Here is a 22,632-nt window from a genome sequence, read left to right as displayed (position 1 = left end):
GCCTATTTAAGTGATGTGCTGAAAAGGTTACCGACACACAAAGTGACCCAAATTGAAGAATTGCTGCCGCACTGCTGGAAACCTAAATCGAATTAAAAAATAGGTATGGGATTCAGCGGACGCTTACGTTCCACGGTCAATACCGACTTATTGTTCCAAGGTTTTTTTGTAGCGTATTTGAATAAATCTTATAGCCAGATCCAATATCTAAATATGAGATGACCGTACCTGGAAGCGGTGTTAAATGTTTGTAGACACTCATTCTCAGATGAATGCTACAAATGAATATATTTCATATTGCGAATATGCGTATATTCATATATAAAGACATGATTCATTGATAAGGGTAAAGCTCATGGATCAAATGCCAAAAGTGCAAATTTATCATAACCCAGCATGTGGAACTTCACGTAATACATTGGCGTTAATTCGCAATGCAGGAATTGAGCCGGAAGTGATTGAATATCTGCTTACGCCACCCTCTAAAGATCAGCTGGTCAATATGATTCGGGACGCCGGTTTAACGGTTCGTGAAGTCTTGCGTAAAAATGTCGATCCCTATGCCGAGCTGAATCTGGATGATGCGAGCTGGAGCGATGAGAAACTGGTTGAAGCCATGCTGCAGCATCCAATCCTGATCAACCGTCCGTTGGTGGTCACCGAGTTCGGAACGCGTTTATGCCGTCCTTCCGAAGTCGTGCTGGATATTCTGCCTTTGCCGCAATTAGGAGCCTTTGCCAAAGAAGACGGTGAATTCATTATTGATGAACAGGGCAATCGGCTGAAATAAAGCGTCTTGGATAGCAAAAAGCCCTAACTTGATTAGGGCTTTTTTTGTGAAAATACATTGACGATGATCAATATAATTTACATACTGGTGAAATAGGTCCTTGATGGATAAAGGAATTGGATCATCAGCAAGCGGTTTCCCTGTATCAGGTTTTGACGGATAAGACCCGTCTTCAGATTTTGCAAATGTTACAGGCAGGGGAGTGTTGTGCATGTGAATTACTCAAGAATCTGTCGATTAGTCAATCAACCTTATCTCACCACATGAAGTGTTTGACTGAATCGGGTCTGGTTAAAGGCAGAAAAAACGGACGCTGGATACACTATTCACTGAATCCCATCCGTGCTCAAGAACTGTCTCTATTTACACAAGCACTATTATTCCCCCAAGACCAGGAGATTTAAATGGATCAAATAATTGCCCTCTTTGCTTGGTTGAATAACGCTCTGCTCAAAATGACCTGGTTGTCAGAGGGTGTGCGCTGGCTGGTCGAAAATGTCTTCGGTTTATCGGTCGCAACCCGTCTGGGTGGCAGTATTCACTTCTTTATCTATGATGTCTTCAAAATCTTTATTCTGCTCTCGGTTCTGATCTATACCCTGTCATATATTCAAAGTTATTTTCCGCCTGAACGTACCCGGCAGATTTTAGGCCGCATGACCGGGATCAAAGCCAATATCATGGGGGCCTTGCTCGGCACCATTACCCCATTTTGTTCCTGTTCCTCGATTCCACTATTTATCGGGTTTACCCGTGCCGGACTGCCTGTGGGGGTGACCTTTTCATTTCTGATTTCATCTCCGCTAGTCGATCTGGCTTCAATTATTTTATTGGCCAGTATTTTTAACTGGAAAATCGCCATGGTCTATGTGTTGCTGGGTTTAGTGCTGGCGGTATTGGGTGGCTCCTTGATTAGCTACCTGAAAATGGAAAAGTATGTGGCTGAGTTTGTGACCCATCATCAGGCGATTCCGGGAGAAGATGAAGATTTCAGTATGACCGCGAAAGAGCGGCGTGCATTTGCCTGGGAACAGGTGGTGGAGATTTTTAGCAAGGTCTGGATGTATGTGTTGATTGGGGTAGGGATTGGTGCGGCAATTCATAACTGGATTCCTGAACAGTGGATTACCGCCTTGCTTGGTCAGGAACACTGGTATTCTGTGCTGATTGCTACAATCGTAGGCATACCGATGTACGCGGATATCTTTGGCACCTTGCCGATTGCTGAAGCTTTGGTAGCGAAAGGTGTAGGTTTGGGGACGGTTTTGGCCTTTATGATGGCCGTCACCGCACTTTCCCTGCCATCCCTAATCCTGTTAAAGCAAGTGGTGCAAACCCGCTTATTGAGCCTGTTTGTTGGTATTATTTTTGTGGGAATCTTGATTATTGGCTATAGCCTGAATACTTTAGGTTACTGGTTTTTATAAAACGTGTGGAGAATAAGAGATGCAAATTAAAGTCTTAGGTACAGGTTGCCGTAAATGTAAAGCACTGTTGGCTGCAACCGAAGAAGCAGTCAAAACTACCGGTGTGCAAGCGGATATTGAATATGTTACCGATATGATGCAGATTGCCGAAACCGGCCTGTTAAGCACACCGGGTCTAATGATTAACAATACAATCGTATCCAGTGGTAAAGTTCTGGAAGTTCAGGCTGTCGCGGAACTGATCGAGAAAAATAAATAAGCCCTAAATGCATTTTCTTTTAAAAAAAACCAGTAGCTCAGACTACTGGTTTTTTTATGGCGTGAACCGAAATCAGGTCAGTTATTGCTTAACGACTAATACGGGTACTTGGGACAACTTTAATACTTCTTCAGCCACACTACCTAAAGCTAGTTTCTGGATGCCTTTACGCCCATGTGATCCCATCACAATCAGCGAAGCAGCAAGTTCTTCAGCGACATTAACAATAGTTTGTGCAGACACTTCAGCTTTAACGAGTTTTGTTTCAACCTCACGTGCACCTGAATCGACCGAAAGTTTTTGTGCATCTGCTAAGGCCTTTGTTGCATTACCACACGCTTCATCAAAAAATGCTTTCATGGTCGTCGCATCTGCACCAAAGTAATAAAAATCGGTATTGGCAAACGGATTTTCTTCAACAATGCTGATGACAATCAGCTTGCTGTCCAGGGCATTTGCCATAATGGCGGCTTCTCTGACTGCTGCAAGTGCCTGATCAGAACCGTCAATCGGCACTAAAATATTTTTATCAGTCATTCGATATTCCTTAAATTTTCTAATTGTTAAAATTTTCTTTATTCATAACACAGCCGAGAAAAGCGGACAATTTTTTAAATTGACCTCTTTCAAACCACATTATAATCCTTCCTTTATAATTTTTAACTTGTACTATTTACTATATATATGGATATGTATATATTTGAATAACAGAATGGGAGCAGCTATGGACCACGTTCAGTTTTTTAAATGTTTATCTGATGAAACGCGTCTCAGTATTGTCCTGCTGATTGCGAAAAACAAAGAGCAATGCGTCTGTGATCTGACCGATAAACTGCAGTTAAGCCAGCCGAAAATTTCACGTCATCTGGCCTTGTTACGGTCTTGTGGCTTGTTGAATGATCGTCGGCAAAGCCAGTGGGTGTATTACAGCATCAATCCGCAATTACCAGCCTGGTGTTTTGAAATTCTGGAGGTGCTGAAACGTAGTGATGTTCCGGTTTTATTTAATCCTTTCGCTCTGTCGATTCAGAGCCATTGCGAGTAAATTTTCATGAAATTTTTGTTTTTGTGCACGGGCAACAGTTGCCGCAGTATTCTGTCTGAAGTGTTATTTAACAGCCGTGCGCCAGCAGGCTGGGTGGCTTACAGTGCTGGTAGCAAACCTTCCGGTCAGGTGCATCCCTTGACGATTAAGACTTTGCAAAATTTGGGTTTATCCACTGAAGGTTTATCCAGCAAAGCGATTGATGCCTGTGAGCAATATGAGCCTGAAGTGGTGATTACCGTCTGTGATTCAGCTGCACAGGAAGCTTGCCCACTTTATCTGGGGGGCGCAATCAAGGCACATTGGGGCCTGTCTGATCCTTCACACCTGGACTTAGCTGAAGAAGAAAAACTCCAGGCATTTTTGACTACGGTAGAGCACATCAATAAACGTCTGGATGCTTTATTTGCCTTGGATATCGAAAAAATGATCCGTCCTGAGCTTATTGCTGCAATCAATCAAATTTCCCATCTTTAATCGAGCAGATCATGTCTAAACCCGGATTGTCCTTTTTAGATCGTAACCTGACCCTGTGGATCTTTGTGGCCATGGCATTGGGTGTTGCGATTGGGGTGTTTTTTCCGCAAGCATCGACAGCACTGGATGCCATGAGCATCAACTCGGTCAATCTGCCGATTGCGATTGGCCTGATCCTGATGATGTATCCTCCATTGGCCAAAGTCGACTATGCGATACTGCCACAGGTGTTTCAGGATAAAAAAACTCTGGCCTTGTCCCTGATCCAGAACTGGCTGATTGCCCCGGTACTGATGTTTGTGCTGGCCATCGTCTTTCTCAGCGATTATCCGGAATATATGACCGGTCTGATCTTGATTGGTTTGGCGCGCTGTATTGCCATGGTGCTAATCTGGAATGGTTTGGCTTGTGGGGATAACCAGTATGGTGCGGCGCTGGTCGCTTTTAACAGTATTTTCCAGATTCTGTTCTTTAGTAGTTATGCCTGGTTCTTCCTGACCTATTTGCCGCCATTCTTTGGGGTAGAAGGGCATGTGATCCATGTGGATTTCTGGACCATTGCCAATGCCGTCTTGATCTATCTGGGCATTCCGTTTCTGATGGGCTTCCTGACCCGCTTGTCGTTGGTCAAAGCCAAAGGTCTGGATTGGTATCAAACGAAATTCCTGCCAAAAATTGGCCCGCTCAGTTTACTGGCCTTGCTGTTCACCATTGTGGCGATGTTTAGCCTGAAAGGTGGCGATGTGGTGAGTTTGCCGATGGATGTGTTACGCATCGCGATTCCATTGACAGTTTACTTTGTGCTGATGTTCTTTGTTAGCTTCTTTATGAGTAAATGGATGGGCAATGACTATCCGAAAACCACTGCAATCTCTTTTACCGCGGCGGGCAATAACTTTGAGTTAGCCCTAGCGGTCGCGATTGCCACTTTTGGTTTGGCTTCGCCGATTGCCTTTACCACCATTATTGGGCCTTTGGTGGAAGTGCCAGTACTGATTGCGCTGGTCAGCGTATCTTTGTGGCTCAAGAAAAAATATTACCCCAATTCTTAAGAGGCTGATATGACTCTCCCAAATCTTGAATCTGATCTTTTGCCAACGCCTACCTTTGCCGAGGTGCAGGCCAAAGAGCTGGCCCATCCACCACGGATGTTATTGCTGTATGGCTCAAACCGCGAGCGCTCGTACAGTCGCCTGGCGGTGATGGAAGCCGGCCGTATTCTGGAACGCTTTGGCTGTGAGGTCAAAATCTTTCATCCCAAAGGATTACCGTTGCCTGAAGATGGCGATCTGGAACATCCTAAAGTCAAGGAACTGCATGAATTGCTGGCTTGGTCCGAAGGCATGGTCTGGTGTTCACCAGAGCGGCATGGTTCGATGAGTTCGATCTTTAAGGCACAAATTGACTGGATTCCGCTGGCAGCTGGAGCCATTCGTGCCACACAGGGCAAAACCCTGGCACTGATGCAGGTCAGCGGCGGCTCGCAGTCTTTTAATAGCGTCAACCAGATGCGCATTTTGGGGCGCTGGATGCGTATGATCACAATTCCGAACCAGTCTTCCATTCCCAAGGCCTTTTTGGAATTTGATGAAGAGGGACGCATGAAACCGTCGTCCTTGTATGATCGCATTGTCGATGTGATGGAAGAACTGTATAAGTTTACCTTGTTGACCCGTGGGCAAAGTGCTTATTTGACCAACCGTTATTCGGAACGTAAGGAATCTGCGGAAGAACTCTCTAAACGGGTGAATCAGCGCAGTTTGTAAGGCCAGATTTGCTTGAATTCAGGCTTGTCCTGTCAATCAGAGAAATCAGCAGAAACCCGCTGCAAAAGCGGGATGCTGCATCAAGAACAACAGAAAAATGCAAGGGGAAAAGGCTTTGGACACAAAACAGATCGAAACAGATGTGATTATCATCGGTGGTGGACAGGCCGGTTTGTCCACGGCCTATTTCTTAAAGCGTAAGAACATTCCGTTTATCATCCTGGATGATCAGCCTCAGCCTGGAGGTGCCTGGCAGCATGCCTGGGAGTCCTTGCGTCTTTTCTCCCCGAATAGCTGGAGCTCCCTGTCGGGCTGGATGATGCCGGCGACCGAACAGACCTATCCGACCCGTCATGAAGTGATTAACTATTTGACCGCCTATGAGCAGCGCTATCACTTTCCCATAGTTCGTCCCGTGCATGTGGATCGCGTGGAAAACCAGGGGACATATTTAGAGGTCTATGCTGGTGAACGATGCTGGAAAGCCAAAGCGGTGGTGAGTGCTACAGGGACATGGAGTCACCCGTTTATTCCTGAGTATGCCGGCCGTGAGCATTTTCAGGGCGTGCAACTGCATTCCGCAGATTATAAAAATGCTGAGTTATTTAAAAACAAGAAAGTCATGGTGGTGGGTGGCGGTAACTCTGGTGCACAAATCTTGGCGGAAGTATCTCAGGTGGCCGAAACGCTTTGGATCACCCAGACACTGCCGCAGTTTCTGGCGGATGATGTCGATGGCCGTGTCCTGTTCTTAAGGGCGACCGAGCGCCTGAAAGCCCAGCAGGAGGGCAGAAAGATCGAGCAGCCGATTGGTGGTCTGGGGGATATTGTCATGATCGATTCGGTCAAGGATGCACGTGCACGTAGTGTGCTACATAGCGAACGGCCATTTTCGGCATTTACAGAACATGGCGTGATTTGGGAAGATGGCAGCACAGCCCAAGTGGATGTAGTGATCTGGTGTACCGGATTTAAAGCAGCACTGAATCATCTTAGCAGCCTCGGAATTATCCAGCCGGACCAGACCATCGCGGTTCAGAACGGCCGTTCGGTTGAGGTACCAAATTTATGGCTGGTGGGTTATGGAGAATGGACCGGTGCTGCTTCGGCAACGCTGGTCGGTGTTTCCCGGACATCTAGGGCAGTGGCAGAAGAAATAGCCTCATTTTTAGGATAACAGCGTGATTTAAATCCTGCAAAAAACGTGCTTGTGTTTGGGCGTAAACGTCTAAGTAGGACTCGCCTCAGTTTAAAGAGGCGAGGATGTCAAATATCCACATTCAATGGATAGGATATGTCACAAGATTTACGTTCGGTAAATGCTGCGTTTTGTTCCAGAGAATAAATATGATGATAGTTTAAACTCCAGGATGTTGGTTCATTCGGTAAATTAAACTTGTACTGATAAGTCGCTGACTCTTGTGGCTTATGCGCGAGTGTTAGATCATTGGCTGCACATTCGAAGTTATCATGAGTTGCTAGTTGTTGCCCATCTTGTCCTATGATCTGAATAGAAGGCTGACAATTTTCAAAATATTCCGTTGTTGTTCCCGAATTGTTATTGGTGACTTGAATCGTGACAGCAATATTTTCTTCTGGATTGGGATGGAGTGGAATGCCTTGCTGAGTCTCCAGTATAGAGCCTGTTTCAAGATCGATTAATTGCATTTTAAGGTTAATTTGGTCGCAGGTTTTCTCTATGGTGCCACTCGACCATAAAACGAATTGATTATCATCTGGTAATACTTCGCCCTCTGATGGCATTGGTGAACTAAGTATGGGTGGATTACCACCTGTAGACGGCAGCCCCGTACCTCCTAAAGAAACGCCACCAACTGAAAAAGAATCTCCCTCGCCACATCCTAATAGAACACAAGGAATAAAACAGTAAAGAGACAAATTGCTTAACTTCAAAATTTTATACCTTTAGGATTGTTAGACTAGATCACAATAATTATACAATATGACAATATATTAATTTAATATTTTTTATTTATAAGAAATACATATTATTTTTTTTTGATATCAATGTTTTCATCATATTGATAGATTCCCAAGCTAAATCGGTGACAAGCATCTACTTTTCCTTCATCTTGTTGAGAGCATTCTACGGCTTTACTTAACATTTTCTGAGCATATTCCTGCCATAGCTGAGTACCGTACTCTCGAAGCTCACGAATAGACTCTTCGGTTAATTCATCTGCTCGTAAGCTTTGCTCAAGATATTCATTCTGTGTGATGAAAATATTGGCTATCCCACAGCAGAGATGGTCGAATGCAGACTGAGAAAGAAGTACCTGGCTGTCATAAAGACTATTGCTGGGGGTAAAAGATTCTGTATGTAAAATAACCGTATTGGCTAATTCAGTCACTAAGCCTAAACGCTGCAGTTCCAGTAACATTGCACGTGGATGTTTGTCTTGAGAAACTTCTTTGGCTAAGGTTTCAAAACTGATGTCTTGCCCACTGAAAGCAATTTGTTTACGCCAATTTTTTTGAATCCATAAAGTCACAATGCGCGCAGGTACGCTTGGGCTTGGGGGAGAATGGTTATGATGAGCTTGCTCAGAAGACCTTTGCTTAAATGTACTCACTTCTCTGCGATTGAGTCCAGATAACAAGCTTATGGACGAGTCAGTTTTTTTCTGTTGTAAATATTCTAATTCTTTTTCAGCTTCATGATAAAACACAGATTTTAAAGCATGAGAAAATTCGCTATAGCCTACACCCGATTTTAATAACCAAGATACCAATGGCTCCATAATTTTTAGGACATTTAAAAGTGCAGTGTCTGAACTAGGGAGGTTGGAATCAGGCATAGATGTAATCCTATATAAAAACTCAACTTATGAATTATAGTTTAAGAAAGAGATGATACCAGCATTCAACACATATAAATTAAGAAAAAATAAATAATGTTTGATCTATATCGCACTTTTTCAGTCTAAATTGCTTTGATAATTCATTCTCAATGGAAACTCTAACTCAAATAAAATACTAAATCGTTTTAGATTTTTTGAATGATAGGCCCAGTAAAAATCGGTTACTGTCAGATTGGGTTTGAGCTAAGTACAATTTATAATTCTATTTATTTTTAACATAAATTTTCTTCAATTACTCTACAACATTTCTCCAGTATATTTGTAAGTTTAACTTAACTATTCAAGTTGGCTTTAAAGCCATTTGTAAGATTTAATCTATTAAAAAATAATAAAATGTGACTCAGTATTCATTATTTTTATATAAAAATGTGAAAAATGAACATTTTTTTGTGGTAAATTTGCCGCCATTAATAAATTAATGTGCAAATTGCACATTTAGGGGTTTGGCATGAAGATCTATAACTCAGTTAAAAAAGCATCGTTCTTACTAATAAGTGGTGCCTTGGTCAACTTTTCCTATGCAGCGACAGAAGCTTTAACCGCTGATATGAAAGTTTATAAAGTGGATCAATTGCATAAGAAAAAGGAATTAAAGCCTTCAGATCAAGTTAAACCAAATACATTGCTTGAATATAAGGTCGAATATTCAAATGTATCTGCGAATAGCCTGAAAAATTTGAAATTAAATTTACCGCTTCCTGAATTTGTCACTTATACCGGCCAAAGTGCTCCAAAAGATACCTATGCTTCGATTGATGGCAAGTTTTTTGCCAAAGCACCCCTGACCCGAGTGGAAAATGGCAAAAAAGTGAATGTTCCACTAAATGAATATCGTGTTCTGCAATGGAATGTGAATGAGTTAAAAGCGAAACAAAAAATCACTGTCTCGGCTCAAGTTCGTGTCAACACTTCTAAATAATTTTTTCACGTCGTTTTAAATGTCTTATGGTTGATTTTTTTATGAAACAACATTTTCAATTAAGTAAAGTCGCGACTGCGTTAGCTGTTGTGGGTGGGGTGTCGCTATTTGGCAATTCTGCGATGGCAGCAACATCTACGCCTTTAGCGGGTCAAAATATCAGTAACGTGGCAACAGCAACTTATACCGATAATACAAATACTGAACGTGTGGTCACATCTAATGTGGTTAAGACCCTGGTAGCACAAGTAGGTAGCTTTACCCTAGTGCAGTCTAATGAACGTCAAACAGCTGCGAACAGTAGTGTAAGCTTCCCGCATATTTTGACCAACACGGGTAATGGTACAGACTCATTCACACTTAAAATTGCAAATGATACCGGCACTTTTGATTGGGCTAGTTATAATGTTTATGTTGACCGCAATCAGGATGGTATAGCTGATAATGATGTGGCTTTAACAGAAACAACAGCAATTGAATTAGCTGCCGGTGAATCTATCGGTCTGGTTGTGGTTGCTAAAACACCATTAGCTGCAACTGCAAGTCAGTATGACAGCCTCACATTGACTGCAACAGCAAAAACAGCAGCTTTATATGATACTGGAAAAGAGACCGCATCAAATATAGATAAAGCGACAATTATTACTGGCGCTGTCATTGAAATTAAAAAAGAAGCTAGCGTCAGCACAATTGGTGCAAATGGCTATATCACCTATACATTGACTTTCCAAAACAAAGGTACAGCAGCGGCAACTTCAGATGTCATTATTTATGACGTACTGCCAAGTAATGTAACATTTGATACATCTACAGTGCCTGATGCTAAGCTGGTTGCTTATTATAATGGCAGCTCAACTGCGCTTAATCCTGGTAATACTGATGCTGACGGTTTCTACTTTAAGACCCGTAGTGATAAGAAAGAAGCTTTTACCTTTAATGCAGGCAAGCTTGCTGCAGGATCGACGGGTAAATTAACCTTTACCGTTAAGGTCAAAAATGCTGCGGAAAATGGTGAGAAAATTACCAACACGGCATATGCAGATACTGACGGCTATACATCAGGCACAAATACACCATTAACACCGGATAATGTCCCAACAGTTCCACCGACAACGACGGATACAACACTAGTTCCATCGAACCCGAACAATGTCACCGTACTGGGTACAACTTCTCACTCGATTAACGATGATGCATCTGTTTCCTGGATTGACAACAATATTCCAACCGGTAGTGCTGCAGGCATTGATGACCAAGTCCATGCAGTGGCTGTGCAAGGTCAGGCGATTGTCTTTGGTAATAACACCACAGACGGTGATGTTATTTATGTTCATAACTCAGGGACAACGACGGACAGTTATAACCTGAGTGTTGCAACTGAGTTAGGTTCATCTTTGCCGGCCGGCAGCATTATCGAAATTCTGAAAGCTGATGGTAAAACACCGGTAACAGATAACAACACTGGCCCGATTGCAGCTGGCGGAAGCTTAAAATTTGTAGTACGCGTTACTTTGCCAACCAGTGGTACAGTTGATGCAGGCACTAAACTGACGATGACGAGCGCTTCTGTTAGCAATAGCAGCAATAAAGATACTATTTCTTTGGTTGTTGATTCATTCACAAAAAGTGCTGTGGATTTAATACATAACAAAGGCACAACAAGTTCACCAGTTTATGTTGGTGATGGGCAGAAGAGTAGTACAGGTGTTCCTGACACAGCTTTAGTACCTGGTACATCTAAACAGCTGGATGTTACGATCAAAAATACAGGCGGTACGCCGGACAATTACAATATTACAGTTGAAGGTGTTCCAACTGGCTGGACAGCAGAACTGTTTGGAAAAGATGCGTCAGGTAATTGTACAAATACCAAAGTCACCAACTCTGGCACAATTGCCAATGGCAGTACAGGTAGTTACTGCCTGGTCGTAACTGTCCCAGACGGCACGCCAGCAACCAATATTCCAGCAACCATTACAGTCAAGATCAGCTCGCCATCGACTGGCACTAGCGACGAGATTGGATTTAACCTGACGATTGCAGAACAGCGCGCGATAAGCTTCACGCCAGACCGCCAAGGCCAGTTAGCACCAGGTGGCAGCATTATTTACAGTCATACTTTAACCAACATTGGTAACGTTACTGAAGCTGATGGTAGCAAAACACTGAACTTTGCCTTACCAACACCGTCAGCAGGTGAAACGGTCACTGTTTATGTAGACGTAAATGGAAACGGCATACTTGATACTAATGAGTTGGTAACCGGTACCGGCACAGGAACTTTAAACAGCATTTTACAAAATGCAAAATTTGATCCATCTAAGCTAGCCGGCTTGCAGCAAGGTGAGTCAGTTACTGTTTATGTAAAAGTTGAAGCAGCTGCAACAGCAACAGCAGGTCAATCTTATACATCTACAGTGCAAATTAATCCTGAAACTGGTGCTACTTTAGGTTCAAACAGCATCCTGTCGATTACAGATCGCACAGTCATTAACCTGGGTTCAGTTCGTTTGGAAAAATTACAGGTTGCTGCAGACTGTACGGTAACACCTACTGATTCTGAGTACACTGGCAATCTGCAAAACGCCAAACCAGGCCAATGCGTATTCTATAAAGTGACGGCAACGAATCAGGGTAATGCTGATGCAACTGCGGTTATGATCAATGATGCTGTACCTGCATACACGACATACAAAGTAGGTTCAGTTGCACGTGATCCATCAACTCAAGGTGCTGCACCAACCGAAACCAGCGGTAATGTAAGTTATAACGTCGGCACTTTAATTCCAGGCGCTTATGCAACATTGAAATTCGCTGTTACAGTTGATAAAGCCACTCCATAATTCTAAATCTGTAACCTCCCTTTTTCGAAAGGGAGGAACTCATTTTTATCGTTTGTATTTTAATATTTTTTTGTTTTGGGGCGTGGCAATGAAAAAAGCAATGAATAAAAAAGTGGAGACGTTATCTTTGTCTGCGCTTGCTTCAGCTTTGTTCTTTGCACAGCAAAGTCATGCGGTAATGCCGGTTGCTGGCCAGATCATCCAGAACATTGCTTATGCAAGTTACCAAGTCAGCGATTTGAATGGTGGACAATTGCTGCAAACGACTCAATCCAATGCGGTAAATGTTGAAATTGCCAAGTTCTATGGTTTCGAGTTATTTCCAGATCAACTTCAACAGGTAGAAGCCGGTTCGAAAGTGATTTGGTTAAACCAGTTGACCAATACCAGTAATACAAATGCATGGTTTGATTTTAAACTTACACAAACTAATTACTTATCAAATTTTAAAATTTACCTCGATGCCAATCAAGATGGGGTATTTGATATTTCAGATACACTGATTGAAAATGGATTACAATTACAACCCAATCAGACCGTTCATGTGTGGGTGGTTGCAGATACGTCATTACAGACACCTGATCAGACCAAGCTTGAACTCCCTTTAGTCGCACAAATTCGTGAAGAGCCACAACTACAAAAAACCGTTAAAGATCCTGTACAAATTATTGAGCCAAAATTAAAAATAGAAAAACAAGTGGACCAAAGTGTGCTGAATGCCAGTCAGCAAGCACAGACCCTGAACTATAGCTTGATCATTTCCAATACCGCTGATCTTGCAGTGACTCCGACAGAGGTAAAGGTTGATGGACAATTACAGTCCCTAGTGATTGTTGAGGATCCTATTCCAGCCAATACCGTTTTTGAAGACATTCAGGTTCTTGAGAAAAATCAGGAGGTTGAAGTTCTACATCGAATTGCAGAAGGGGAATATACGCGTTATTTGCCAAGTGACAAGAATAAAATTGGCTATGCTGTCGTTGCTTATAAAAAACCATTTCAGCCTCAGCAAAAAAGCACAGTCCGCTTGACGGTCAAAACCAATCCAATCCTGAGCTATACCACTTTGCGCAATGAAGCGTATGTGCTACACCGTTCTGCTACAGGCAGTAAAAAAACCCTGTCTAATCGAGTGGAAACCAAAGTTGCAGGCAAGTTGGTCATTGAAAGCACAACCAGTAATTTCGAGAAAGTCGTTGAAACCGGGACGGTGAACGAGCCTATTTATGTCAAAGCAGATGCCGCCATCTGTAATGCCAACCGCTCTGTTTCAGATCAGGTTCGTATTCAACTGGTCTCCAAACTGACGGGCGATATTGTTTATGTCAATGCAGTAGAAAGTGGTGAAAATACCGGCATATTTCAGTTCACCGTGGATACTGAGGAAAAGGCTGAAAAAAACCTCAGCGATCATATTTTACAGACGCTCAAGCGCGATCAGGTCAGTATTCACCTGACCGACTGCTTGGACGAGCAGGGTAAGGTTAGCCAAAATATTGAAGACATCTCAACGGAGATCACCACAGAAGTGCTGATTGATCCCTACGGAGTTGTCTTTGATGCAAAAACAGGCCAGGCGGTCGAGGGTGCAACCGTCACTTTGACAGATGAATTCGGTCAGCCTGTTGCAGATAATGTTGTATTTGAACATGATCGGGTGACTGGTGAACTAAAGCCGTTTCCTGTACGACAGGTTACCTCGTCGACCGGTCAATTTGTTTATCCACATGTCAAGCCGGGCAGCTATAAACTGATGGTGGATACCACCACAATTCCAGGCCGAAAGTATAGTTTTGCCAGCAACCAGGCACTTTATCCGGTGGATTCATTTAATGGCAAGGCTGTGCATCCGGCATGGTCTTATGGTGGCCTGTTTACTTTAACCGTCGCCAGCCCAGCGCTGAATATTGATATTCCGATTGATCCGCTACTGGATCAATCGCTATTAATGGTCAAAAAAACCGCTCGGGACAGTTCGGTAGAGCTGGGTGATTTCACCAATTACAGCATTACCGTGAGTAATAAAGGTGATCAGCTGGCACATGATGTCAAATTGCAAGATACCTTACCGCGTGGTTTTAGTTATGTGCCAAATAGCATGCGGATTGATGGCAAGCCAGTGGCTGATCCTGAAGGCGGAAAAGGTCCGTATTTAACTTTGGGGCTAGGTGATCTTGCCGTAAATGCGAATGCTAAAATTGAATACCGTGTTCTGGTTGGACCGAATGCTTTAAATGGTGATGGGATTAACCGGGCACGTGCCGTCGATCGTTACGGTCTAAGTTCCAATGAAGCACAGGCCAAAGTGAAAGTTCGCCCAGGTGTATTCAGTGCTGACGCGTTTGTGGTGGGTAAGGTTTATACTGACTGTAACCGCAACGGAATCCAGGACAAAGGTGAATTAGGTGTGCCGGGTGTACGGCTGTACATGGAAGATGGCAGTTATGTGATTACTGACCGTGAAGGCAAATATGATTTCTATGGCGTATCCGCAAAGACCCATGTACTGAAATTAGATCGCACCACTTTGCCGGCAGGTGCTGAATTGATCACCCAGTCTAACCGCAATGCCGGGGACCCTTCTAGCCGTTTTGTCGATGTAAAACGTGGTGAATTACATCGTGCTGATTTCGCAATGGTGGATCAAGCAGGCACATGTTCTGCACCATTAACGGATGTGGTAAAACAGCGTCAAGAAAAAATTAATAGCAGTAATTTAAATCTTGAAAAGGCGATTAACAAGCAACTTTCTATTGATGCGCCGAGCTATCTACAAACCAGTACGCGTTCAGAAAATTCCCAAGGCTGTTTGGCCAGTGAGAATGATCAAAATTGCCTGCTCAATCGTGGTGAGTCTGCTCAAGCAAAGCAACCGCAATTACGCATAGATCCAGTTAAACCCCCTGTTTTGGTGAATCTTGAAGAATATTTAAAGCGTAATGATCACAATAGCCTGGAAATATTAAATCTTAAGGAAGGACAGGTTCTCCCTTTTGCCCAAACGACTATTCAAGTCCAGGGTGCAGCGGGCGCGACACAACGTGTTTTAGTCAATGATGTCATTGTGAAAGAAAAGCAGCGCGGTAAATTGGTTATCCTGGACGAGCAGCGTAAGCAAGGGGTTGAATATGTAGGTGTAGCATTAAGCACGGGTAAAAATAGCATCCGTGTGGAGCAATTAGATTTCGCGGGTAATATCCGGGAAAGCCAGCAGATTCAAGTGATTGTTCCAGATGACATTCATGACATTAAGTTACAAAAACCTCAAGCATCCGTGATGGCAAATGGCCGTGATGTTATGCAACTGGTAGTACAGCTACAAGACAGACAAGGAATAAAAGTCGCTACACGTACCGCACTGACCTTAGACAGTGACATCGGTATGATTGATCTGCAAGATTTGAATCCAAATGAGCCAGGGATTCAAACCTTCATTGATGGCGGCGAGATGATTATACCGATCATTGCACCGAATACTGCTGGACGTGGAAAACTGCGCGTCAGTAGCGGTTTACTTAAACAAGAAATAGATATCCAGTTTGAGGCAGATTTACGTCCTCTGATTGCAGTCGGTTTAATTGAAGGCTCGATTAACTTCAATAATTTTGATAGCAAACAGCTGCATAGTGTTAATCGTAATGACGGCTTTGAAGACGAGTTGAATGAAATTGCCGAGTGGGGTAACGACACCTCGTTGAATGGTCGTGCTGCGATGTTCCTTAAAGGTAAAGTTAAAGGTGATTATCTTTTAACCCTTGCCTATGATTCAAATAAAAGTTCCAAACAACGCCTGTTCCGAGATATTCAACCTGATGAATATTATCCGGTTTATGGCGATGCTGCGGCAAAAGGCTTTGAAGCACAATCGACCAGCAAATTGTATGTCCGTTTAGACAAAGGGCGTTCGTATGCGATGTATGGTGACTATGTGACCCGTACAGAGAAAGATGAAGGTTTAGCTTTAGGGCAATATAACCGTTCATTGACAGGGCTTAAAGTGGGGCATGAAGGTGATCAGTTCCAATCTTCAGCTTTTGTCGCTGAAACCAAATCGCGTCAAGTGGTAACTGAAAATCGTGCTCTGGGTATTTCTGGTCCATATAGTCTCGGTTCAATTTCAAATGATCTGATTTTAGAAAACAGTGAAAAAGTTGAAGTGCTGACCCGTGACCGCAATAACCCGGGCCTGATTATTGCAAAACAAACCCTCACTCGTTTTTCTGATTATGAAGTCGATACCTATAGCAACAGCATTTATTTAAAACAAGCAGTCCCGAGTGTAGATAAAGACCTCAATCCAAACTTTATTCGTATTACGGTTGAGGCTGATGAAATTGGTGAGGAATATCAAGTCGGTGGTCTTAGCTTTAGTTATGCTATGAAGCCCCAGCTCAAAATTGGCGGCTCATTTGTTCAAAGTAATGATCCCCTGCAAGAAGAACAAATTGCCAGTTTAAATACTGTGGTGAAACTGGGCCAGTATGCCAAAGTGATTGCCGAAGTGGCACAGTCTAAGAATACGAATTCTACAGCAGATCAAGTGACCCAGATCAATAGCGGTGTAGCTGGCGAGAAGGATGAAGGCACGGCTGCCCGGGTAGAATTTGAATACGCACCCAGTTTTGCCCATGTGCGAGCGTATCACCAGCAAGCAGAAGACGGATTTCAAAACGATGCAGCGACCATTAGTGCAGGACGTAAAGAAAGTGGCGTAAAAGTTTCAGCACCGATTGCGAAGCTTGGTTTGGCTCGTATGGAAGCGATTCGTACTGAAGACCAAAACAATAATGGGGTACGTACCGGTGTGTCTGCCAGTCTGGAACGTAATTTCTTTAAAATTCTCGCCGTGGAATTAGGTTTACGTCATTATGACGAAACCAGTACAGCTGCAACTTCGGCAACAGAAAATCAGGGCCCATATAATGGTACTACCGGGCGTATCAAATTTACCGGTAACTTGCCGTGGAAAGGGGCATCAGCCTTTGTCGAGTATGAACAGGATCTCTCCAATTCCGATAAACAGGTTCTGTCTGTAGGCGGGGCAGTTAAAGTCCTGCCAAATACTGAAGTCTATGCCCGTCATGAAGTGATTTCTGCGATTGATGGTTTGTATTCCATGAATACTACGGAAGAAACCAACAGCACGGTATTGGGTATTTCCAGTCAGTATATGAAAGATGCTTCCGCATTTAGTGAATACCGTGTGGCAGATGGCATGAGCAACCGTGAGGCGGAAGCGGCTATGGGTTTACGCAACCGCTGGCAGATTAAGCCGCGTGTATATATCAGTAGCAGTTTTGAACGAATTCAAAGCCTGTCTAAAAATATTGAAAATAGCGATAATGACTCAACAGCAGCAAGTCTGGGTCTGGAATATTTGGTTCACGACAATTGGAAAGCTATGACGCGTTTAGAGGCACGTCGTTCCGACAGTTCCGATACGATGATCAATAGCATTGGTTTTGCCCGTAAGTTGTCAGATGATGCCACGATTTTGACCAAAAATACGGTTAATTTTGTCGATAATAAAGACGCCGAGCGCGGTGATCATCTGCGAAACCGTTTCCAACTCGGTTTGGCATGGCGTGATGATGAGCACAATCAACTGGATGTCCTGTCAAAAATTGAATATTACTATGAGGATAATGCAACTGACCTAGAAGCGGCATTTAAGCGTGAATCCTATGTGTCATCTACGCATTTAAACTATCATCCTTATCGCCAGCTGACCTTGTCCGGTCAGTATGCAGCAAAATGGTCCACCTTGGATGAAGACAAAGTTACAAGTTCAGCTTTAACCCAGTTACTCAGTGGTCGGGTCATTTATGATTTGAATGAACGCTGGGATATGAGTGTACAAGCCGGTTCACTTTGGGCAAACCATGGGGCAGGGACACGTTATTTGCTGGGTGCAGAAGTGGGTTATTTGCTGGCAACCAATCTCTGGGTTTCTGCAGGATATAATTTCCTCGGTTATCAGGATGATGAATTAGCCAATACCAGTTCCAGCGGTCAAGGGGCCTATTTAAGATTTAGATTCAAGTTTGATGAGGACCTGTTTGGACGCCGTAATCCTGTAGTAAATTCTTCTTTAGAACCGGTGCAGGAGCAATAATTCATGCGATTAAAATTAATGCTTCTGCTCAGCGCCTGTTTATATCCCGTATGCCATTCTGTTGAGGCGCAGACCCTGCGGTCTTCTGCTGTTGAAGCCGAGGTGTTAAGCCAGCAGTTACAGCCTTATCAGCAGGTCAGTGATGCTCAAACACGTTATCAGGCCTCTAAAGCACAGATCTGGTTAAGTTATGCGAAAAATGAGTTTTCAGAGCGGAGTCTAACGACTGCTGGAAGGGAAGCTCTAGCTCAAGGGCGTCAGATTGCAGAAAAATTAGCCCAGAAACAGCCGCTCATTTTAACTACGCCTATTTTAACTGTTTCACAAGTCATGCGCCGGGACTTATGGTGGCAGGTTGAATATTTCAAACAAAGCGGGGCATTGGAAAAAGCTCCTGAGCAATTGGCCCATGCAGAAGTGATGCTGGTTTGGGCGGCAGCAGAATATTGCGAACTGGGCTGGCGACATGCTAGAGAACATTTTGATGCAGCTGAACAGGCGCTATACCAGGTGGCTGTCGCAACACGTCAGGATCATATTGATACAGGGAAATGGGATGCCCAAGCTTTACCAAGTTTGAAGCAGCTCAATGGGCCGGGCTGCCAAGGGGTTAATGCTGATTACTGGCCATTGAAGGTGTCAGCTCCTATCCAGGACCAGACTAGCAAGCCAGCCTTAACAGAACCCGATCCAAAGATTGAAAATGTGGTGCATTTTGCCGTGGATCGCGCCGATTTAAATGCTGAAGCAAAAGCGGTCCTGGATCACTTAAGCACCTTTTTGCTTGAGTACCCCGACATCCAGATGACTTTGGTGGGATATACAGATCCGCGAGCCAGCCAAGCCTATAATTTACAACTTTCACAGCGTCGTATTGATGCAGTGCGTGAGTATTTAATTGCACAAGGTGTACAGCAAGGTCGTATGTCTGAGCAAGCCAAAGGGAAGTTAGCCTTGATTCAAGATGTAGAGCAAAAGATTGCGCATGCTAAAAGCCGTCGGGTGGTAATTCAATTTGATAATGAAGTGCATGTACAGCCACAGTGGCAAGATTTGCAGCTTGAACCATAATTAAAGATAGCAGGGATAGAATCATGGAAAAATCTATTTGGCGTAATATTCTGGCTACTTGTTTTATGGTATGTAGTGCAGCTACAGAAGCTGCTGATATAAACTTACCGCAAAATAATCAAAGAATTCAGCGTAGTTTCATAAATATGGATTTACAGAAACCCACTCTTACAGCGAACTATGAGTTGCTGGATGCAAATCCTACTTTAGTGGGCACCTCGAAATATATACCCGGCTGGAGAACTACTCATAAAAGATATTCAGGTAAAGAATATCCAATGGAGTTTTGGAAAGGTGGAGGCCCTGATGGAATTAGTAATAATCCAAACGTAACTAATAATGCCACTAACCAGTACATTGAGTTAAATGCCGAAGAAGCTTCAAATATTTATCAAAGTATATGTTTATTACCAGACGATAGTTTTACCTGGAGTTTTGATCATGCAACCCGTAGTGTTGCATCAGAACAAGCTGAATTCTATATTGGTAAGGTAAATGGTAGAACAGTTTCTAAAGTCATGTCTATTGGTTTGAGTCCTACTCATACGACCACAAAAACATGGTCCAATACTGGGAAAAAAAATTTTTCGTTAGCAGGAGTTATTGCGCAGGCTGGTAAATACGAGTTTATTTTTGAAGCCCGTACCTATAATAATATTACATATGGAAACTTTATTGATAACGTTAATGTTCAATTAAAACCGGCAATTGAGTTTTCTGCCTCATCAGGTGTTGTATTGGAAAGTGATATTGGCAAGACACATTCCGTTGATTTCAATATTGTTGGTAATGTAAAACAAGATTTAACTGTTAAGTTTATAATAGATAATTCTTCTATTTCAAATGCTGCAATTTTAGGAAAAGATTATGAACTGTATCAGGTGAATTTAATTAATGGAACTGAACAATTAACTCCTATTACGGTAAATAGTATCAATGGTAATTATTCTTTTGATTATGTTATAAAATATAATCCATTACTGGACTATGATAATGGAGTCGTTGTTAAAGGTTTAGTAATTAAAGTAAAAAATAATGAAATAATAGATGGGGATAAAGTTATTCCTTTTGGTTTAGATAGTATTCAATCAGGAGGAGCTGTAATTACTAGTACTGGAGAGTTATGTGGAAATACTCCAGTTTCGAGTTTTAATTATCTAATTCAAGATGATGATACTGATTTAAGTCTTACTAAAACCTTGAATGAGAAAGCACCGTTGCCGGAAGACACTGTTTCTTATGATTTAATTCTGGAAAATAAAGCTAGGGGCATCGCATCAAATGTCATTCTAAAAGATGTATTAATTTCTAATTTAATCAAAAATTCAACAACCCAACTGACTTGTACTGCAATTGAAAATGAAGGAACAACAGCAACATGTCCTGCATTTACTTCTGCAACTGATGCAGCAAGTCAATTATTTTCTACTGCAGGTTTAGCTTTGGGTAATGTGCCAGGAAAAGCAAAATTTAAATTCACTTTGTCTAATTTAAAAGTCAGTGCGAGTGATACTGGAACTGGTGAAAATAAGGGGTATATTGCGAATAAGGCTGAAGCCAGCACGACATCCAATGATATTAACCTTGACAATAATAATGTGATCGCTAAAAACCTGTATGCTGCAAAAAATGATTTATTTAATGCGGATGCCACCAAAACCGGAACTAACTTATTTGTGATTGACAATAATGGTCAACCGCTCTGGACCAAATCCAGCTATGAAAATAAGGCTTATTTTCCTTTAAGCATTAAAAATGAAGCGACTTTGGCACAGGACTATCAACTGTATGCCTCTAGTACTGCGATTGCGCCAACACTCAGCACTGGCGGCTATTCAACATTAGTCAAAAGTGGCATTAATTCTTTTACCTCCGGTCTGAAAATCGAATTTTATAAGGCGGATGAGGCTCAATGTAAAACGGGTTTAAACACTCAGCAAATTACCCAACTGAATGTTGAAGCAAATACCGTAGCACAAGTCTGCGCCGTGGTTACCGTCTCCCCATCTGTGACAGCGACCACCAATATTTGGTTTGCGATTGAATCACTGCAATCAGGTCTGGGTGACGTTATTTTAGATGCTGTGATTCCTCCAGCTCAAAAACGGTTGCTCGAACTGACCAATGACCAGAGTGCACAGGTAGGTGTTGGCGGGACGTACGTATTCTTGCATCGTTTGACCAACTATGGTGTAGCAGATGAAACCAAAGTTAAAGTCAGTCTGAATGCCGTGAATGGCAAAGATGGTTTTTTATATACCTTATTTGTCGATAAAAATGGTAACGATATGCTGGACGCGACCGATACATTGCTATCCGATCTAGAAACAGAGTTAAGCCATATTATCCGACCAAACCAATCTGTCACTTTATTAATAAAGGCTGAAGCACCTGCTACTGCGACGAATGGTATAAATAGCCAGGTAAAATTGATTGTTAAACCGGATAATACAGGAAAAGAAATAGCATTAGTTGATCTGATGAATACCGATTTAATTACGGTTAGCCCAAACCAATTAAAAATTCTTAAATCGCAGCTGAAAGTTGAAAATTGCGATATGACAGATAAGTCAGCAGTTATGAACGCAACCTATACGGTACAAAATGAAAACTTGAAGCCAAATCAATGTTTAATTTATCGTATCTTGGTGAAAAATATGGGTAATGCGCCGTTAAGCAATGTGGTCATTAACGATATGTACCCCGCTTATACTCAGCCCTGGAAATCAGGGACAGTTTTACCTATGACCAGCAGTGGTGAAGCGGTTGAAGATAATGCGAGCAGGGTAAAAACCACCTTTGTTGAATTGTTGCCCCAGCAACAAGAATCACTATATTTTGGCATTAAGCTAAACTAATGTCTAAGCTTGCCCTACAATGGGAGGTGCTGATTGTCGATTCATGGGCTTTCTTATCTTCATCGAGCGTAAGACCCCCACCGACAGTCAGGTGGGGGATATAAGCGAGTGGCGATAGCCATAAAAAATCAAATATCGCCTTTATTACAGTGCTTTATTTTGCTATAATTCACCCATATT

The 22,632-nt window shown here is 42.7% G+C and carries 18 protein-coding genes; 15 read left to right on the top strand and 3 right to left on the bottom strand.

Annotation, left to right across the window (positions count from 1 at the left end; all coding sequences use genetic code 11):
* The 5 genes from FTT87_RS13150 to FTT87_RS13130 form a co-directional block, all read left to right on the top strand.
* Positions 1-96, top strand: a 96-nt coding sequence (locus FTT87_RS13150; protein ID WP_004785112.1) for a transposase domain-containing protein, incomplete at its 5' end; no start/stop codon positions are given.
* Between the two features lie 259 nt (positions 97-355).
* Positions 356-790 carry an arsenate reductase (glutaredoxin) gene (gene arsC / locus FTT87_RS13145; RefSeq protein ID WP_180174980.1) on the top strand — a complete coding sequence of 145 codons (435 nt, stop codon included), beginning with the start codon at positions 356-358 and terminating at the stop codon, positions 788-790.
* A 116-nt stretch (positions 791-906) separates the two neighbouring features.
* Positions 907-1,194: a metalloregulator ArsR/SmtB family transcription factor gene (locus FTT87_RS13140; protein ID WP_086197131.1), complete on the top strand. Its 288-nt coding sequence runs from the start codon at positions 907-909 to the stop codon at positions 1,192-1,194.
* Positions 1,195-2,217, top strand: a complete 1,023-nt coding sequence (locus FTT87_RS13135) for a permease (RefSeq protein WP_180174979.1) — start codon at positions 1,195-1,197, stop codon at positions 2,215-2,217.
* 19 nt (positions 2,218-2,236) lie between these two features.
* Positions 2,237-2,476 carry a thioredoxin family protein gene (locus tag FTT87_RS13130; RefSeq protein ID WP_180174978.1) on the top strand — a complete coding sequence of 80 codons (240 nt, stop codon included), beginning with the start codon at positions 2,237-2,239 and terminating at the stop codon, positions 2,474-2,476.
* An 81-nt stretch (positions 2,477-2,557) separates the two neighbouring features.
* On the opposite strand, the gene FTT87_RS13125 is transcribed toward FTT87_RS13130, so the two are convergent.
* Complete coding sequence (locus FTT87_RS13125) at positions 2,558-3,013, bottom strand: universal stress protein (RefSeq protein WP_180174977.1); 456 nt, start codon at positions 3,011-3,013, stop codon at positions 2,558-2,560.
* A 187-nt stretch (positions 3,014-3,200) separates the two neighbouring features.
* Here FTT87_RS13125 and FTT87_RS13120 point away from each other — a divergent pair, with 187 nt between their 5' ends.
* The 5 genes from FTT87_RS13120 (at position 3,201) to FTT87_RS13100 (ending at position 6,941) form a co-directional block, all read left to right on the top strand.
* The gene (locus tag FTT87_RS13120) at positions 3,201-3,521 is read left to right on the top strand and encodes a metalloregulator ArsR/SmtB family transcription factor (RefSeq protein ID WP_180042813.1); all 321 of its coding nucleotides are present in this window, start codon (positions 3,201-3,203) and stop codon (positions 3,519-3,521) included.
* A 6-nt stretch (positions 3,522-3,527) separates the two neighbouring features.
* Positions 3,528-3,998 (top strand): arsenate reductase ArsC, encoded by a 471-nt coding sequence (locus FTT87_RS13115; RefSeq protein ID WP_180174976.1) that lies wholly within the window; start codon positions 3,528-3,530, stop codon positions 3,996-3,998.
* 11 nt (positions 3,999-4,009) lie between these two features.
* Positions 4,010-5,050 carry an ACR3 family arsenite efflux transporter gene (gene arsB, locus FTT87_RS13110; protein WP_180042811.1) on the top strand — a complete coding sequence of 347 codons (1,041 nt, stop codon included), beginning with the start codon at positions 4,010-4,012 and terminating at the stop codon, positions 5,048-5,050.
* Positions 5,051-5,059: 9 nt separating this feature from the next.
* Positions 5,060-5,764: an arsenical resistance protein ArsH gene (gene arsH, locus FTT87_RS13105; RefSeq protein WP_180174975.1), complete on the top strand. Its 705-nt coding sequence runs from the start codon at positions 5,060-5,062 to the stop codon at positions 5,762-5,764.
* A 97-nt stretch (positions 5,765-5,861) separates the two neighbouring features.
* Positions 5,862-6,941 (top strand): ArsO family NAD(P)H-dependent flavin-containing monooxygenase, encoded by a 1,080-nt coding sequence (locus tag FTT87_RS13100; RefSeq protein ID WP_180174974.1) that lies wholly within the window; start codon positions 5,862-5,864, stop codon positions 6,939-6,941.
* Positions 6,942-7,030: 89 nt separating this feature from the next.
* On the opposite strand, the gene FTT87_RS13095 is transcribed toward FTT87_RS13100, so the two are convergent.
* Both FTT87_RS13095 and FTT87_RS13090 read right to left on the bottom strand, forming a co-directional pair.
* Positions 7,031-7,678, bottom strand: a complete 648-nt coding sequence (locus tag FTT87_RS13095) for a hypothetical protein (protein WP_180174973.1) — start codon at positions 7,676-7,678, stop codon at positions 7,031-7,033.
* A 95-nt stretch (positions 7,679-7,773) separates the two neighbouring features.
* A complete protein-coding gene (locus FTT87_RS13090; RefSeq protein WP_180174972.1) occupies positions 7,774-8,583 on the bottom strand; it encodes a DUF6502 family protein in 810 nt (269 codons plus the stop codon).
* Between the two features lie 511 nt (positions 8,584-9,094).
* Between FTT87_RS13090 and FTT87_RS13085 the strand changes: the two genes are divergently transcribed.
* The 5 genes from FTT87_RS13085 (at position 9,095) to FTT87_RS13065 (ending at position 22,452) form a co-directional block, all read left to right on the top strand.
* Positions 9,095-9,565 (top strand): hypothetical protein, encoded by a 471-nt coding sequence (locus FTT87_RS13085; protein ID WP_180174971.1) that lies wholly within the window; start codon positions 9,095-9,097, stop codon positions 9,563-9,565.
* 41 nt (positions 9,566-9,606) lie between these two features.
* Complete coding sequence (locus tag FTT87_RS13080) at positions 9,607-12,408, top strand: DUF11 domain-containing protein (protein WP_180174970.1); 2,802 nt, start codon at positions 9,607-9,609, stop codon at positions 12,406-12,408.
* Between the two features lie 88 nt (positions 12,409-12,496).
* Complete coding sequence (locus tag FTT87_RS13075; protein ID WP_180174969.1) at positions 12,497-18,523, top strand: SdrD B-like domain-containing protein; 6,027 nt, start codon at positions 12,497-12,499, stop codon at positions 18,521-18,523.
* Positions 18,524-18,526: 3 nt separating this feature from the next.
* The gene (locus tag FTT87_RS13070) at positions 18,527-19,594 is read left to right on the top strand and encodes an OmpA family protein (protein ID WP_180174968.1); all 1,068 of its coding nucleotides are present in this window, start codon (positions 18,527-18,529) and stop codon (positions 19,592-19,594) included.
* Between the two features lie 23 nt (positions 19,595-19,617).
* The gene (locus FTT87_RS13065; protein WP_180174967.1) at positions 19,618-22,452 is read left to right on the top strand and encodes a DUF11 domain-containing protein; all 2,835 of its coding nucleotides are present in this window, start codon (positions 19,618-19,620) and stop codon (positions 22,450-22,452) included.
* The last annotated feature ends 180 nt before the right edge of the window (positions 22,453-22,632 follow it).

The organism is Acinetobacter sp. YH01022 (genome assembly GCF_013420235.1).
GTDB lineage: Bacteria > Pseudomonadota > Gammaproteobacteria > Pseudomonadales > Moraxellaceae > Acinetobacter.
Note: the sequence above shows the minus strand (reverse complement) of the source record. Positions and strands in the feature narration are given on the sequence as shown.

What these genes read in the sequence shown, in the direction of transcription:
- arsC (WP_180174980.1), top strand. Translation starts at nt 356, where the DNA reads ATGGATCAAATGCCAAAAGTGCAAATTTATCATAACCCAGCATGTGGA.
- FTT87_RS13135 (WP_180174979.1), top strand. Translation starts at nt 1,195, where the DNA reads ATGGATCAAATAATTGCCCTCTTTGCTTGGTTGAATAACGCTCTGCTC.
- FTT87_RS13130 (WP_180174978.1), top strand. Translation starts at nt 2,237, where the DNA reads ATGCAAATTAAAGTCTTAGGTACAGGTTGCCGTAAATGTAAAGCACTG.
- FTT87_RS13125 (WP_180174977.1), bottom strand. Translation starts at nt 3,013, where the DNA reads ATGACTGATAAAAATATTTTAGTGCCGATTGACGGTTCTGATCAGGCA.
- FTT87_RS13120 (WP_180042813.1), top strand. Translation starts at nt 3,201, where the DNA reads ATGGACCACGTTCAGTTTTTTAAATGTTTATCTGATGAAACGCGTCTC.
- FTT87_RS13115 (WP_180174976.1), top strand. Translation starts at nt 3,528, where the DNA reads ATGAAATTTTTGTTTTTGTGCACGGGCAACAGTTGCCGCAGTATTCTG.
- arsB (WP_180042811.1), top strand. Translation starts at nt 4,010, where the DNA reads ATGTCTAAACCCGGATTGTCCTTTTTAGATCGTAACCTGACCCTGTGG.
- arsH (WP_180174975.1), top strand. Translation starts at nt 5,060, where the DNA reads ATGACTCTCCCAAATCTTGAATCTGATCTTTTGCCAACGCCTACCTTT.
- FTT87_RS13100 (WP_180174974.1), top strand. Translation starts at nt 5,862, where the DNA reads ATGCAAGGGGAAAAGGCTTTGGACACAAAACAGATCGAAACAGATGTG.
- FTT87_RS13090 (WP_180174972.1), bottom strand. Translation starts at nt 8,583, where the DNA reads ATGCCTGATTCCAACCTCCCTAGTTCAGACACTGCACTTTTAAATGTC.
- FTT87_RS13085 (WP_180174971.1), top strand. Translation starts at nt 9,095, where the DNA reads ATGAAGATCTATAACTCAGTTAAAAAAGCATCGTTCTTACTAATAAGT.
- FTT87_RS13080 (WP_180174970.1), top strand. Translation starts at nt 9,607, where the DNA reads ATGAAACAACATTTTCAATTAAGTAAAGTCGCGACTGCGTTAGCTGTT.
- FTT87_RS13075 (WP_180174969.1), top strand. Translation starts at nt 12,497, where the DNA reads ATGAAAAAAGCAATGAATAAAAAAGTGGAGACGTTATCTTTGTCTGCG.
- FTT87_RS13070 (WP_180174968.1), top strand. Translation starts at nt 18,527, where the DNA reads ATGCGATTAAAATTAATGCTTCTGCTCAGCGCCTGTTTATATCCCGTA.
- FTT87_RS13065 (WP_180174967.1), top strand. Translation starts at nt 19,618, where the DNA reads ATGGAAAAATCTATTTGGCGTAATATTCTGGCTACTTGTTTTATGGTA.